Source organism: Lactobacillus mulieris, from assembly GCF_007095465.1.
GTDB lineage: Bacteria > Bacillota > Bacilli > Lactobacillales > Lactobacillaceae > Lactobacillus > Lactobacillus mulieris.
Genome location: NZ_SDGL01000001.1, coordinates 1 through 14,582 on the forward strand (window position 1 = coordinate 1; position 14,582 = coordinate 14,582).

Genomic DNA, 14,582 nt, shown 5'->3' on the forward strand with positions numbered 1-14,582 from the left:
TATTACTATTTACAAGTCGAGTCTAACAAGATTGGACTTTTTTATTAACTAAAACGATTTAACTAGCACCACGCGTACTACTAATTCAAAATTTATATTCTTCTAAATAACCATTGCTTAGAATATCCATCATATTTACAACTACCTTTTGATACTCCTAAAGCATACAATTCATCACCTTTATATACTCTATTATTTTCAACATCTAAATAGTTAAAATTTACATCAAGATATGGAATACGTAATCTTTTCGCTACAGTATTTGGTTGTGCCATGATTTGAACATATGATACCAATATCTCATCTTGTTTCTCACTAATATACATCCATGCGTATTCATTTGTTTCATCAAGGCCTTGTAGCCTATACAAATCACCCAATTGAACTATAGATCTTATTTTTTTATAAAATAAGATTTTATTCTTTAATATTTCTAATTCATCTTTTCTTAAATTGTTTAAATCTAATTCAAGACCCAAATTTCCCCACATAGCAACCGTTGATCTTGTATCTAAATTTGTTATTCTGTTTGTTTGATGATTTGGTACAGCAGATATATGACAGCCCAACGAAACTGAGGGATAAATTAACGATGTTCCATATTGGATAGGTAAACGTTCAATAGCATCTGTATCATCACTTATCCATATTTGTTGCATGTAATACAACATGCCCGGATCACATCTTCCTCCTCCACCAGCACAACCTTCAATTATCACATTAGGAAAACGCTTGGTCAAATTTTCTAATATAGAATATAATCCAAGAATATATCTATGCGCTTGCTCCTTTTGCCTTTCAGATGATAAATAGGTAGAACCAAGATTTGTAAAGTTTCTATTCATATCCCATTTTACATAGTCAATAGAATAAACCGATAAAAAATTAGATAATATCTCTGTAATATACTCGCATACAGCTGGATTAGAAAGATCTAATACATATTCATCCCTAGACTCTTCAATACGTCTATTTTTAACTTGAATAACCCACTCAGGATGTAAGCGATATAAATTACTATTAGGAGATACCATTTCTGGTTCAAACCATAGTCCAAACTTTATTTTATTCTTTTTAATTTTATTTATTAAAGTATCCAGATTTCCACCTAATTTAACTTGATTAGGTACCCAATCACCAATAGAAGAAGTAGTATCATTTCTTTTTGCAAACCAGCCATCATCAATGACAAATAATTCAACACCTATCTCGGAAGATTTTTCAGCTAAGTTTAATAAACTTTCTTTAGTAAAATCAAAGTAATTAGCTTCCCAACTATTCAATAAAATAGGAGGGGTACTATTTAAATATTTTCTTGAAGCCAAAGTATTTCTATATAATTTATGAAAAATTCTTGACATCTTCCCTAATCCTTCATTGGAATACACCATCACTACTTCAGGAGTTTGGAAAGACTGTGAAGGATCTAAAATCCACTCAAAATCAAAAGGATTTATTCCTAATTGGACCCTAGTATTTTTATGCATATCCACTTCAACTTTTCCTAAAAAATTTCCACTATAAACAAAATTTAAAGCAAAAATTTCACCATACTCTTCGTTAGTTCCCCTCGTTGCCAGTGCTATAAATGGATTTTGACCATGACCACTAGCTCCACGTGCACTAGAAATTGATTGAGAACCTTGAACTAGATGTCTCTTATTAATATGGCATTCCCTTCCCCAAGCACCATTTAACTGAAACATATCTAAATCACTAAATAATAAATCAATTGACGCTGAACAGACTTTTTCAATATAACAAGTTTCATTACTTAAATTTTCTATTTTGACTGATTGAGTAATTGCATCATATGCGTCAAAAACAGAAAATGTCAATGTGATTTTTATTTTTTTTATTTTATCTATTAAGATTAAATCAATAGATTCACTTTCTTTAGAAATAATAGTAGGTAATCCCTTTAGTTTTTTCTTAGTTTTATAAATTTTGTAGGAGTCATATCTTAAATCTGTAATTCTTGAACCATCTTGATATCTTATTGAAAATGCAGGCTCTCTCAAGTCTGAATAACCATAAGATGGATAAATTTGTGGCATCTGTTCTAATTTAAAGTCTTTCACACCATTTGCATCTGCCAAATAACTTGCTCTATTTAATTCTTTTAATACATAATCTAAATTTGTAGGAGATATTAAGCTACCCCAATGTAGTATAAATAAATAATCATACTTATTTTTTAATAAAACAATACTAGTATTATTTGTATTTAAAAAATAATATTTTTCATCATTTTTTTCAATAACATAAATCACTTAATCATCCCTTCTATTCACTCATTACCTCTTTCGGCACAGCAAAAAGCCAAGTAGTAATAAAAGCGGTAATAAAGGTGGCTGCCGCCAACACTATATACAGTATTAATTGTTTAGGTGAATAAACATAAAGTAAAATACCTGGTATAGTTGTAATTCCATTTCCTGTTCCCTGTAATCCAATAATCATTGCAAGCATACCAGCAATTCCATTTATACAACAGCTTAAAATAAATGGAGTTACTTTATATCTTAATAAAACTCCAAATAATGCTGGTTCACCAATCCCTAATAGTGCAGAAACAGTAGCACTTGGTCCTATAGCTCTCACTTCCTTCTTTTTCGCTTTTAATGCAATTGCTAAACATACACCAGCAGATGAAAATCCACACATACATAAAATTGCATTCATTGGATTAAATCCTGTGTTAGCTAATAAGCTAATTTCTAGCATATTTGAAATGTGATGAACTCCAGTCAAAGTTATAATTGACCAAAAGAATCCTATAATCAATCCACCAATTCCAAAGGGTAAATGTAGCGCAGTTTTCATAAAGGATAATAAAATTAATTCAACACCATGTAATATAGGACCTATAATTAATAAGGATACCAGTAACATTATTAATAGTACTAAAAAGGGAGTAATCATGAAATCAAATGTAGCAGGAACTAATTTTCTCAATTTTATTTCTAGCTTAGATCCAATCCAACCTGCAACAAACGCCGGTAAAATGCTTCCCTGATAGCCAACAACAGGAATAATTCCAAATAAATATAGTGGCGTAATACCGCTTGAAGGATCAGCTACAGAATAAGCGTTAGGTAATGCAGGATTAACTAACATAAGTCCTAAAATCAACCCTAATATCGGTGATCCACCAAAGACTCTAAATGTTGACCAACAAACAATGGCAGGTAAAAATGCAAAAGTTGTTGCTGATAAAACATCTATTAATACCAACAAAATCTTTGGAACTTCCTTGATTGTCATACCAAATAAAGAAAGGAAATTATTATTAAATAATGCACCTTTTAATCCTAAAAATAGTCCAGTAGCCACTAAAACTGGAATTATGGGGACAAATACGTCTCCAAAAGTTCTGATAGCTTTTTGAAATTTATTTTTACCAGTTAACTTAGCTTTTTTTGCTTCAGCAACTGTAGTTTCACCAACACCTAATTTAATAACTTCAGAGAAAACTCTGTTTACATGTCCAGTACCAAAAATTATTTGGTATTGACCTCCTGTAAAAAAGGTTCCTTTAACTCCTTCAATTTTTCCAACTTCTTCTTCATTTATTTTTTCTCTATCATCAACAATCAATCTTAATCTTGTTGCACAATGTTGAGCAGATTTAATATTTTCATATCCACCGACAGCCTTTATAACTGACTTAGCAATTTTTTTGTAATCATACGCCATGTTACTATCCTCCTTGGTTGCATTTTTGAAATAATGTACGCGCGTTCATCTAAGATTATAATATCAAAAAGCGCTTACTTTGTCGATGCTTTTAGATAAATAATTCTATTTATAACTCATAGGCCTTAAAAAAATATATACCTATCTCAAACATTTTTGAAAATAATTCTTTCAGCTAATGCCAAAACTTTTTATACTATTTATTTAAAAAATGAATTTTTTAACAACAAAAAAGATGAAACCTAGCTTTTATACTAGATTTCATCTTTTTTACTTTATTAATTTTTAGTGAGCTGTAACAGCGATTAAATTGTCGCCAGCTTTAACTTTATCGTTTTGAACTCTGTCAACTGAAGCATAATCATTAGTATTAGTTACAATAACCATTACAGTAGTATCGTAACCTGCTTCCTTAACAGCAGCTAAATCAACTGTTCCAAGCTTGTCACCTTTCTTAATTCGTTGACCTTGCTTTACAAAGCTTTCAAAATGTTCACCTTTCAAGTTAACAGTATCAATACCGATGTGAATTAAAATTTCAGCACCATCATCTGATTTAAGACCGTAAGCATGCTTGGTTTCATAAGCAACAGTAACTTCCCCATCAACTGGTGAGTAAATATTACCATCAGCTGGAATAACTGCTGCACCATCACCCATTAACTTAGCTGAGAAGACTTGATCATGAACACTAGTCAAGCTTACTTCTTTACCATTAACAGGACTAGCAATAACTTCATCACTTAATGAAAGTTGCTTTTCTACTTTTTGTTCAACAGCAGTTTGCTTTTCAGTTGCTTCTGTTGCTGCAACAGGAGCCATATCAACAGTTTCTTCTTTTAAGTTCTTTTTACCATACATGAATGTCAAAGCGAAAGCAACTGCAAAGCTAAGAATTTCGCACATTACATAAAATGGAATTGAACTTGGGTAGATTGATAAAAATCCGATAAAACCAGCAGCACCCATTGAAGCTGCGATAACCTTAGTTAAACCAGCAACCATTGCTGCAACACCTGAACCAATTAATGCACAGAAGAATGGGAACTTGTATTTAAGGTTTACCCCAAACAAAGCAGGTTCAGTAATACCTAAGAATGCTGAAACACTTGCTGATGATGCTAAACCTTTCATCTTCTTATTCTTAGTTAAGAAGTAAATTGCAAGAGTTGCTGCACCTTGAGCAACGTTAGCCATTGAAGCTACAACGAAGATAAAGTCACCAGATCCAACATGGTTCTTAGCAAATTCTGTAACTAATTGTGTTTCAATTGCAGGGAAGCTTTGGTGAAGACCGGTAGTAACAATTGCTGAATAAGTCAAACCAAAGACACCCATACCAATAAAGCTAGTTGTATCGTAAAGCCATACAATACCTTGAGTTAATAAGTCTGAAACTTCTTTGAAAACAGGTCCAATAACAGTGAATGTTAAGAAACCAGTAATCATTACTGAAAGAAGTGGAGTAAAGGTAAAGTCAACTGCTTGTGGTAAGATCTTGTGGAATCTCTTTTCAAGAATTGATAATACCCAAATTGCTACTAAAACTGGAACAACTTGATACTTGTAGTTGGTTTGCATTACATGGTATCCCAGAATGTCCCAATACTTTGCAGTAGCACCTAAATCAGGAGATGTCATAATCATCCCGATTGCAGCACCAAGGAATTGGTTAGCACCAAATCTCTTAGAAGCTGAAATAGCTACTAAAATTGGCAAGAAAATAAATGGTGCTGCAGACATTAATTGAATAATATCTGAAAAACCCTTAACAGCTGCATTCATTTGAACAATTGATTTAGGTCCAAACAAGCCAGGTTGTGTTAAGAAGTTATTCAAAGCCATTAACAAACCACCTGCAACTAAGGCAGGAATGATTGGTACAAAAATGTCTGACAATAACTTAATGAAGGCCATTACAGGGTTAAATGGCTTACCTTTGTCAGCAATTTTCTTCAACTCTTCTGTTGAAGCTTCTTGTACACCTGTTAGTTTTACTAATTCATCATAAACAAAGTTTACATCCCCTGGCCCAATAATAATTTGATATTGGCCATTAGTCTTAAATGTACCTTTAACATCTGCATTGTTATCAAGTGCTGCTTGATCAACTGCGTCAAAATCTTTTAAAACTAATCGTAAACGGGTCGCACAGTGTGCTGCTGCTACTAAATTATCTTTTCCAACAGCAGCAACAACTTCAGAAGCAACCTTCTTGTAATCCATTGCCATGTTTACACGTCCTCGTTTCTAAAATAAATATTTGAAAGCCCTTACAGCTACTATAATACTTTATAATATTTTTTCTGTCAATCGTTTAACATAAATTTTCTTACTAAAAAATGTAAAAGCTTTCCGAAAAGGTTTACATTATTGATAAATTAGTATTTATTAATTGCTAAGCGCTTGACATTTTATAGGGACAATAATGTAAAATAAGATTATAAATTAAATAAACAAGGAGAATAATTATGGAATGGTCAACTGAAAAACGTTACTTACCTTATGAAAAATGGTCTGCCAAGACTTTACTTGAATTACAATCACAGGCAAGTAACTCACCTTATCAATTGCATTATCATATTCGTCCAAAAAGTGGACTATTAAATGACCCCAACGGCTTTTCCTATTTTAATAATGAATGGCATGTATTTTATCAATCATATCCTTTTGGTCCAGTTCATGGTTTAAAATCTTGGGAACACTGCGTTTCAAAAGATTTAGTTCATTGGAAAGATTTAGGAACAGCTATTTATCCTGATACAGAATTAGATAGCCATGGAGCTTATTCCGGTTCAGCAAAAGTTATTGATGATAAGTTATTCTTAATGTACACAGGTAATGCTCGAGACACTGAATGGGTTAGACACCCACACCAAATGGGTGCTTTTATGGATAAAAATAACCATATCGAAAAATTACCTAATTCATTAATTGAACAACCACAACACACTACAGATCATTTTCGCGATCCCCAAATTCTTGAACATAATGGTAAATATTACTGTATTTTAGGAGCTCAAGATAAAGCTACGAAAACTGGAAAAATTGCCCTTTTCGAAGCAAAAGATATCAAAGGACCTTGGCATGATCTAGGATATATTGACTTCACCAATGAAGAAATGGGTTACATGATTGAATGTCCTAACCTTGTTTTTATTGATGAAAAACCTGTTTTAATTTTTTGCCCACAAGGATTAGATAAGGCAATTGTTAAATATGAAAATATTTATCCAAATATGGTCTTAGTTGGTGATAAATTTGATTTCACATCTGCTCAATTTGATAGTAAACATTCAATCCAGAATTTAGATGATGGTTTTGATGTTTATGCTACTCAACCTTTTAATGCGCCAGATGGTAAAGTATATGCCTTGAGTTGGGTGGGCTTGCCTGATTTAACTTATCCTACTGATATTGAAAACTGGTCAGGATGTTATAGCCAAGTAAAAGAATTGAGCCTTAAAGATGGTCAACTAATTCAAAAACCTGTTTCCACCATTAAAAATTTGCGTCAAGAAGAAGTAAATTTCACTGGAGAATTAGACACTAAGAATCAATACGAACTTAAATTAGAAGTTGCTGCCAGCCAAAAGACCACTTTGCACATTGCAGCAAATGAAACCAATACTGAAAGTTTGAAATTACACATTGATACTGCAAATGGAGAATTAATTCTCGACCGGCAAAATAGTGGCTTTACTGTAAATGAAAAATATGGAACTGAGAGAGCAATCAAATTACCACAAAACACAACTTTAGACTTAGATATTTTCGTGGATCATTCATTAATTGAAGTATTTGTAAATAACGGGGAACACGTATTAACGGCTCGCTTCTTCCCTAAAAAAGGAAGCAATAAGCTTTTATTAGATGAAAATATCAAGTTTAAAGGTCAATATTGGGAAATGGCAGATATCTAATGTCTGTTAAATTAACCGATGTTGCTAAATTAGCTAACGTTTCACCAACTACAGTATCACGAGTTATCAATAATTACGGATATATTAGTGAAAAAACGCGTAAAAAAGTTTTTTCTGCAATGAACGAACTCAATTATCAACCTAACTCCCTCGCCCGCTCTCTACAAGGGAAAAAAACTCGCTTAATTGGTGCAATTGTTCCTAGTTTAACTAACCCTTTTTTTGCTGAATTAGTCAGTCGAATTGAAGAATTGCTTAATCGCAAAGATTACAAACTAATTCTCTGTAATGCTGTACAAGATTCTAGCCATAAAGAACGCGACTATCTTAACATGTTAAAGGCTAATCAAGTTGATGGAATCATATCTGGCACTCACAATTTAGATATTACTGAGTATCAAGAAACAGGCCTGCCAATTGTTTCATTTGACCGTAATCTCGGTCCGGATGTACCAGTTGTCAGTTCAGATAACTATCAAGGTGGTTGGGTTGCCACTAACAGTTTAATTAATTCAGGTTGTAAAAAAGTGGCTTTTTTTGGTAATATCAAGGGGTCTAATAATCCAACTGATTTACGTCTTAAAGGCTATCATGATGCAATCATTGAACATGGTCTACAAGAAATCTTAGTACCAATGAATTTTTATGAATCTGCTAATTTAAAAAAGATGGCATTTCAAAAGCTACTTAGTAAGCATGAAATTGATGGCGCCTTTTTTACTGATGACTTTTCAGCCAACTTATTTTGGCAATATAGTCGCTTCAACCATTTCAAAGATTGTGAGCGAATTAAGGTCATTGGTTATGATGGCACATCAATCATGCGGCAACTTAATCCCGATCTTTCAACAATTGCCCAGCCAATAGAAGAAATTGCTAACTTATTAGTAGATCTTTTAATAAAAAGAATAAATCATGAAGAACTTTCTGATTCAAATTATGTTTTACCAATTACATTAGTAAAAGGTAACTCGATATAAAAAAGGCTTTTCACATTGTGAAAAGCTTTTTTAGTGGATACTACCTTCAATTGTATTAATATCTCCTTGTCCATCCCGCTCTACAATTGCGCTAATTGCAGCAATTAAACCTTTAATATCATCAGCTAATGACAAAGATGGCATTTGCGGTTTAGAAATAACTTGTTCAGGCAAATAAGGAATGTGAATGAAGCCAGCTTTAATATCTGGGAAGAATTTTGCCCTTTGATATTGAACTTGATAAAAAATATGATTACATACAAAGGTACCTGCACTATTTGAAACAGTTGCCGGCAGACCTACTTCTCGAATCGCTTTAGTCATTGCCTTAATTGGTAATTGAGTAAAATAAGCCGTCGCTCCATCTGATTGAATAGTTTGATTCAAAGGTTGATATCCCGCATTATCTGCAATTCTGCCATCATCAAGATTAATTGCTACTCTTTCAGGTGTAATAGCAAAGCGGCCTCCTGCTTGTCCCACATTTAAAACGTAGTCTGGCTTATAATTTTCAATCGCCTCTTTAACTACTTCAGCACTTATATTAAATTTGGTAGGAATTTCTAATTTAATTATTTTAGCTCCAGCAATATTATCTGGTAAACGTTTTACTGCTTCAAGTGCAGGATTTATCCTATCTTCACCAAAAGAATCAAATCCAGTGACAAGAATCTTCATAGCTATCCCTTCTTACTAAAATATCTAAAAACTTATTATCCAAATCTTATCATAAAAAAATCAGATAGTGCAGTTTATTTGTATTATATTTTTAATCTTGATATAATTTAAACAAATAAGTTAAAGGAGTGATTAACATGATTCTTTTTGTTTACAGTCGTTAAGTTCATATTTTAATTAAACAAAGCGAGGTTGAAAACTCATGGTAAAATTACGTTAAACATCAATTCTCCAAAATGTCATAAGATATTTCTACAATATGAGGTACTTCAATGAGCAAATTAAAGAAGAAAAATTTCAACCCAAGTAAATCAAAGATTCATGTTAAGCAAGCATTAAAAAATTATGCTGGCAAAAAGGGGAAAGCCATTCATAGACTAAATATCCCTAATAAATCCGCTTAACTTAAAAGTGAGAGTTTTTCAACTCTCACTTTTTTTATTTTTGCTTAGCTTTTTCAAATTTTTCCTTGGAAATATAACTTATTTTTTCAACATACTGCCCTTTATGAGTAATTTCAATATATTCTTTGCTATTATCATAGCCGCCAACTTCAGAAAGCTTATATGATAGATTCTCGCCAGTTTTTGGATTTATTGCTTGAACTTGATAATAATTTTGCGTTCCTTTCTTTACTTTGGCATAACTAGTAGTTTTCTGAATAAAAGGATTAAATCGATCTGTTTGTGGTGTATGAACAAAGAAAAATGCAAAAATCGCTACAACAATAACGCCTGTAACTGTTAACATAACTTTTTTAAACGTGCTCATTGTCCTTCTCCTTCATTTTTAATTAGTTTTATTTTCTTTTCTTGAACTTGAATAATATAATCACATTTTTTCCAAACTTGTGGATCGTGTGTTGCAACTAAAATAGTTGCATCAGAACCAAAGTCATTTAATAGGTGCTTTAAAATTATTTGGGCATTATCTGGATCAAGTGAACCCGTTGGCTCATCAGCAAAAATAATTTTTGGCTTTTTCAAAATAATTCTCGCAAGTGCTAATCTTTGTTGCTCTCCACCACTTAACACAAAAACTTTTTGACTTAAATTTAAATAATCCAAATCAAGCAACTTAAGAACAGATTTCAATTTTTCTTGTGCCACTTTTTTAGATATCTTTTGATTTGCAAGTCCAATTAATAAATTTTGTTCAACTGTATCTGTATCAATTAGTCCATAATTTTGAAAAATAAAGCCAAAGTAATCTTTACGGAATTTAGCCAAATTTGCTTCCTTAACTACTTGGCCATCTATCTCAACTTGACCACTACTTGCACTTTCTAATCCGCCAATGATATTTAATAAAGTAGTCTTACCTGAGCCACTTTTACCAATAATTGCATAACTCTTGCCAGCATGTAAATCAGCCGATACATTTACAAAGATTGAATGATTCCCAAAGCTTTTACTAATATTTTTTAATTTAATCATTTTAATTACCGCCCTTAATTGCCATGGTTAATTGTTGTGAGTAAGCCTCGTTCAGCTCGCATCGCCAACACAATAATTGCACTCGTTTCCAAAATCAAATAGGCTATTAAGCCAAATATTAAGATCCAATTAATACCACAAAAAATTGCTACTAAGATTGCAACGCCAATATCAATTAATAAATTAAAACTTGTAAATTTTAAAACTAAGTCATAATTTGATATGCCGAATACTTTTCTAATTGCCATCCGAGGACGTTCTTTTTGCAAAAATGAAGAAGCAATAAAAATCATCAAGAAAAATAGCTGACCAATTGAAAGTACGATAGTAAGTGATAAAATTGTCAATTTCCTTGAAATTGTAATATTGAAGTTTGACAATCGTGTTTTAGCATCAGTAATCCCTACAATATAACTTTGCAATCCCAACTGACTGAGTTGTGTTTTTAATTTCTGCAAATTCTTAAACTGAATCATTCCTTTTGTCGCGCTAGAAAAATAGAAATCATTCGATAATAAACCCGAATCAACTATAAACACTGGATTAGTTGAAATAGAATCGCTAATTTCTTTACCTATTAAGTAATTGAAAACTTGGCCAGGATTTTTAATCAAAATATATTCAAAATTGAGTTTTTGCCCTTTTCTTCCACTCAACTCTTGTTGAAAGCTAGTATAGTCGACCACATTTTTCTTAATTTCAGATAATTTAGACTTATGAGTAATTGGGACAAATACATAAAGAGTCTTGGCTTGATAGCGTAGTTTATACAAGTCCTTCCCTGTTAAATCTTCTAATTTATTATATTTGAGGAAATTCTTATTAATAATTAATACATTTCCATTAGTAACATCAAAATTATTGCTTGCAGGATGATACTCCTGATTGGTTCTACTAATAATTACATCTGAATTTTTAGCGACCAATTTTTTAGTTAAGTTACCCAATTTATCTTCTTCTGCCCTATCCTGTGGATCAACATAACCATACTGGATAGTATAGCCACTGCCTCGACTAATCCACATATTCATAATATTCTGGTCGTCATGTAAATTTTTTACGCTTGAATATAATATAAATAAATTAAAGAAGACCACTATTAGTAAAACTATCTTTAACAAGTAACTTACTGCAGTTAAAGCAGCAGAATATGTCTGTCCTTTAATTGCTGCACCTAACTTTGCTAACAGTAAAGGAAAATAAGATAGCAATTCTAATAACAGAGCAAAAATTAATAATACAAGTTCTAAAATTAGTCCATACTTTGCAAAAAAGATAATTCCTGTCAGGTTCATTTCCCAACTAGTAACCACGCCAAAAATGATTATCAAAGCACTTAGTATAATAGCAAAAGGCCGACTAATATCTAATAAATCCCTAACTAATATTTTGAAAAAATTCCAACCATTAAGTCGTAAAATTGCATATTTTTTCAGATTTGCTACCTTTTCCATAACACTAACAGTAAAGAAAATTGCGAATACGCTAATAAAAATCAAAAGATAATTTAGGATATTTTCATTGAAAAAAGCAACTTTCCAAAAATCATCCTTACCTACTTCAAATTTAAGGCCATAGTCCGTTAATTTAGATTGCAATTTAACAAATTCAGATGATGAAGCATTAGTATAGTATTCTCCTTTAAGATCTAACAATTCCACTTCCTTACTAGAAAACTGCTTCACAGCACTATTTCGATAAAGTGAGGCATTATATGGTAAATCAGAGTTAAAAACATAGATTGATTTAGTTACTGAATTATTTATAGTATTTTGTCTAATTAAAGTTAGTTGGTAGTGGCCCTTTCGAGCCACCTTCTTTAGTTCAAAAAATACTTGTGCTTTATTGGCCTTCTGCTTATCGCCATATACTTTTATAACATTTTGCTCTCCTGGAATTGTTTCTAAATCGTATTGCCTAATTACAGTACTTAATAAAAAGAAAGCTACAATACTAATAATCGTAAACAAACTTAATTTAATTGTCTTGAACATGATTCTTCTCCCACATAACAGGCGATTTATTGTAATATTGCAATATAACTGTATACTTAAATTATATCTGAAGAATTAGTCTTTTTCAAAAAAACGCTTTCATGCAAAAACAAAAAAAGACAGCTCTTTCGAGCTGCCTTTTTTAACGTGAGATTAACGACGAACTTCACGAATTCTTGCTGCCTTACCGTGTAAGTTACGTAAGTAGTAAAGCTTAGCACGACGTACACGACCATGACGTACAACTTCTACCTTAGCAACACGTGGGTCGTTAACTGGGAAAGTACGTTCAACGCCGATACCTGAAGAAATCTTACGAACAGTGTAAGTTGCGCTGATACCAACGCCCTTCTTCTTAATTACAACACCTTCGAAAAGTTGGATACGTTCGTGAGTACCTTCAACAACACGTACGTGAACACGAACAGTGTCACCTGCGCGGAATGCAGGAATATCATCACGAAGTTGTTCCTTAGTCAATTCTTGAATTAATGGATCCATAATATATCTTCTCCTTCTACGATATTCTTCAACAATACTCTTGCCAGCGGAATACCCATAACTTAATTACGTGGATACAAACACCACTCAGAATAGTTTAACAAGTCTAGTTCTTATTTTCAAGATCTAGCTTAATTTCAGTTAATAATTTACTTTCTTCTGGGGTAAATTCTCGAGTTTCTAATAAATCTGGTCGCCTTAAAAGAGTATTTCGTAAAGCTTCTTTTAAACGCCATTCAGCAATTTTCCCATGATTCCCACTCATTAATACTTCCGGCACTTTCATTCCTTCAAATTCGGCAGGGCGTGTATATTGTGGGTATTCAAGTAAACCATGAGAAAAACTTTCTTCCACTGCAGAAGCTGAATTTCCTAAAACTCCCGGTAAAAGACGGACTGTTGCATCAATCATGCTCATAGTTGGCAATTCTCCACCAGTTAAAACATAATCACCAATTGAAACAACTTCATCGGCCATTTCATAAACTCTTTGATCAAAGCCTTCATAATGTCCACAAATAAATGTCAAATCTTGCTCTTCATCCGCCCAACGTTTAGCCATCTTTTGATTAAAAGTTTTCCCCTGTGGAGCAGTAATAATAACTTTTCCCTTTTTTTCAAGCGAATCAAGGGCTTTTTTTATTGGCATAATTTGCAAAACCATCCCAGCCCCACCACCATATGGAGTATCGTCAACATGGTGGTGTACATCAGTAGTAAAATCACGGAAATTTACTAAATTTAAATCCCATTTTTTATCTTCAAGAGCACGGCCAAGCATAGAAACCTGTAATGGAGTAAACATATCTGGGAAAAGCGTCAATACATTAATCTTCATCGCGTAATCCCTCCATCAATTCTACTCTTACCTCTTCTTTATCCAAATTAACACTCTTTACAAAACTTGGAACATATGGAAGCCAAAATGGTTTACCCACTTTAGGAGTTACTTGCCAAATATCATTAGCACCTGGGGCTTCAATATCAGTTACTTTACCAATCAATTCGTCAGTTTCATTATCTACTACTGATAAACCAATAATCTGGTGGTAATAATAATGACCTTCAGGTAATTGTTCTTGATCTTCTTCACTAATTACCAAAGTTTTACCAAATAAGCTTTCAGCTTCATTAATATCTTTAATTTCTTTAAAAGTAACCAGCCAAAATTGCTTAAATGGTCGTCCACTTTCTACGGTTAATTGACGCATATCATCTTTTATAAAAAGCTTAACCCCTTCACAAAAGCGTTGCTCAGGAAAATCAGTAATTACCTTTACCTTTACTTCACCTTTAAGTCCATGACTTGTTAAAACTTGGGCAACATCATAAAACTGCATTAAAAAATCCTCATTCTAGCTAATAAAAAAA

Annotated in this window: 13 protein-coding genes; 3 read left to right on the forward strand and 10 right to left on the reverse strand. The window is 32.5% G+C overall.

The window, feature by feature from the left end; translation table 11 throughout:
* Window positions 1-92 precede the first annotated feature (92 nt).
* The 3 genes from ETI37_RS00005 to ETI37_RS00015 all read right to left on the reverse strand — a co-directional run bounded on the left by ETI37_RS00005 (window position 93) and on the right by ETI37_RS00015 (window position 5,925).
* On the reverse strand, window positions 93-2,273 hold the full coding sequence (locus ETI37_RS00005) for an alpha-galactosidase (protein WP_143458367.1): 2,181 nt from the start codon (window positions 2,271-2,273) through the stop codon (window positions 93-95).
* Between the two features lie 13 nt (window positions 2,274-2,286).
* On the reverse strand, window positions 2,287-3,699 hold the full coding sequence (locus ETI37_RS00010) for a PTS transporter subunit EIIC (protein ID WP_006586881.1): 1,413 nt from the start codon (window positions 3,697-3,699) through the stop codon (window positions 2,287-2,289).
* A gap of 285 nt (window positions 3,700-3,984) precedes the next feature.
* The gene (locus ETI37_RS00015; RefSeq protein ID WP_034535796.1) at window positions 3,985-5,925 is read right to left on the reverse strand and encodes a sucrose-specific PTS transporter subunit IIBC; all 1,941 of its coding nucleotides are present in this window, start codon (window positions 5,923-5,925) and stop codon (window positions 3,985-3,987) included.
* Between the two features lie 245 nt (window positions 5,926-6,170).
* On the opposite strand from ETI37_RS00015, the gene ETI37_RS00020 reads away from it, so the two are divergent.
* Together ETI37_RS00020 and ETI37_RS00025 are read left to right on the forward strand one after the other, a co-directional pair.
* Window positions 6,171-7,622: a sucrose-6-phosphate hydrolase gene (locus ETI37_RS00020; RefSeq protein WP_006586883.1), complete on the forward strand. Its 1,452-nt coding sequence runs from the start codon at window positions 6,171-6,173 to the stop codon at window positions 7,620-7,622.
* A complete protein-coding gene (locus ETI37_RS00025; protein WP_006586884.1) occupies window positions 7,622-8,602 on the forward strand; it encodes a LacI family DNA-binding transcriptional regulator in 981 nt (326 codons plus the stop codon). The genes ETI37_RS00020 and ETI37_RS00025 overlap by 1 nt, the downstream gene beginning before the upstream one ends.
* 30 nt (window positions 8,603-8,632) lie before the next feature.
* On the opposite strand, the gene pcp is transcribed toward ETI37_RS00025, so the two are convergent.
* Entirely contained in the window at window positions 8,633-9,280 is a 648-nt protein-coding gene (pcp, locus tag ETI37_RS00030) for a pyroglutamyl-peptidase I (protein ID WP_006586885.1), read from the reverse strand.
* A 272-nt stretch (window positions 9,281-9,552) separates the two neighbouring features.
* On the opposite strand from pcp, the gene ETI37_RS07940 reads away from it, so the two are divergent.
* Window positions 9,553-9,684 (forward strand): hypothetical protein, encoded by a 132-nt coding sequence (locus ETI37_RS07940; protein WP_006586886.1) that lies wholly within the window; start codon window positions 9,553-9,555, stop codon window positions 9,682-9,684.
* A 34-nt stretch (window positions 9,685-9,718) separates the two neighbouring features.
* On the opposite strand, the gene ETI37_RS00035 is transcribed toward ETI37_RS07940, so the two are convergent.
* The 6 genes from ETI37_RS00035 to rimM form a co-directional block, all read right to left on the reverse strand.
* Window positions 9,719-10,051: a YxeA family protein gene (locus ETI37_RS00035; protein WP_006586887.1), complete on the reverse strand. Its 333-nt coding sequence runs from the start codon at window positions 10,049-10,051 to the stop codon at window positions 9,719-9,721.
* Entirely contained in the window at window positions 10,048-10,716 is a 669-nt protein-coding gene (locus ETI37_RS00040) for an ATP-binding cassette domain-containing protein (RefSeq protein ID WP_006586888.1), read from the reverse strand. Before ETI37_RS00040 ends, ETI37_RS00035 begins: the two co-directional genes overlap by 4 nt.
* A gap of 14 nt (window positions 10,717-10,730) precedes the next feature.
* Window positions 10,731-12,710 (reverse strand): hypothetical protein, encoded by a 1,980-nt coding sequence (locus ETI37_RS00045; RefSeq protein ID WP_006586889.1) that lies wholly within the window; start codon window positions 12,708-12,710, stop codon window positions 10,731-10,733.
* A 153-nt stretch (window positions 12,711-12,863) separates the two neighbouring features.
* Window positions 12,864-13,211: a 50S ribosomal protein L19 gene (rplS, locus tag ETI37_RS00050; protein ID WP_006584892.1), complete on the reverse strand. Its 348-nt coding sequence runs from the start codon at window positions 13,209-13,211 to the stop codon at window positions 12,864-12,866.
* 106 nt (window positions 13,212-13,317) lie between these two features.
* Window positions 13,318-14,049 (reverse strand): tRNA (guanosine(37)-N1)-methyltransferase TrmD, encoded by a 732-nt coding sequence (gene trmD, locus ETI37_RS00055; protein ID WP_006586890.1) that lies wholly within the window; start codon window positions 14,047-14,049, stop codon window positions 13,318-13,320.
* The gene (rimM, locus tag ETI37_RS00060; protein ID WP_006586891.1) at window positions 14,039-14,551 is read right to left on the reverse strand and encodes a ribosome maturation factor RimM; all 513 of its coding nucleotides are present in this window, start codon (window positions 14,549-14,551) and stop codon (window positions 14,039-14,041) included. The genes trmD and rimM overlap by 11 nt, the downstream gene beginning before the upstream one ends.
* Window positions 14,552-14,582: the final 31 nt, after the last annotated feature.

Excerpts from the sequence above, each read along its gene's own strand:
- ETI37_RS00015 (WP_034535796.1), bottom strand. The coding sequence starts at position 5,925 with ATGGATTACAAGAAGGTTGCTTCTGAAGTTGTTGCTGCTGTTGGAAAA.
- ETI37_RS00025 (WP_006586884.1), top strand. The coding sequence starts at position 7,622 with ATGTCTGTTAAATTAACCGATGTTGCTAAATTAGCTAACGTTTCACCA.
- pcp (WP_006586885.1), bottom strand. The coding sequence starts at position 9,280 with ATGAAGATTCTTGTCACTGGATTTGATTCTTTTGGTGAAGATAGGATA.
- rimM (WP_006586891.1), bottom strand. The coding sequence starts at position 14,551 with ATGCAGTTTTATGATGTTGCCCAAGTTTTAACAAGTCATGGACTTAAA.
- ETI37_RS00020 (WP_006586883.1), top strand. The coding sequence starts at position 6,171 with ATGGAATGGTCAACTGAAAAACGTTACTTACCTTATGAAAAATGGTCT.
- ETI37_RS00010 (WP_006586881.1), bottom strand. The coding sequence starts at position 3,699 with ATGGCGTATGATTACAAAAAAATTGCTAAGTCAGTTATAAAGGCTGTC.
- ETI37_RS00045 (WP_006586889.1), bottom strand. The coding sequence starts at position 12,710 with ATGTTCAAGACAATTAAATTAAGTTTGTTTACGATTATTAGTATTGTA.
- ETI37_RS07940 (WP_006586886.1), top strand. The coding sequence starts at position 9,553 with ATGAGCAAATTAAAGAAGAAAAATTTCAACCCAAGTAAATCAAAGATT.
- rplS (WP_006584892.1), bottom strand. The coding sequence starts at position 13,211 with ATGGATCCATTAATTCAAGAATTGACTAAGGAACAACTTCGTGATGAT.
- ETI37_RS00040 (WP_006586888.1), bottom strand. The coding sequence starts at position 10,716 with ATGATTAAATTAAAAAATATTAGTAAAAGCTTTGGGAATCATTCAATC.
- trmD (WP_006586890.1), bottom strand. The coding sequence starts at position 14,049 with ATGAAGATTAATGTATTGACGCTTTTCCCAGATATGTTTACTCCATTA.
- ETI37_RS00035 (WP_006586887.1), bottom strand. The coding sequence starts at position 10,051 with ATGAGCACGTTTAAAAAAGTTATGTTAACAGTTACAGGCGTTATTGTT.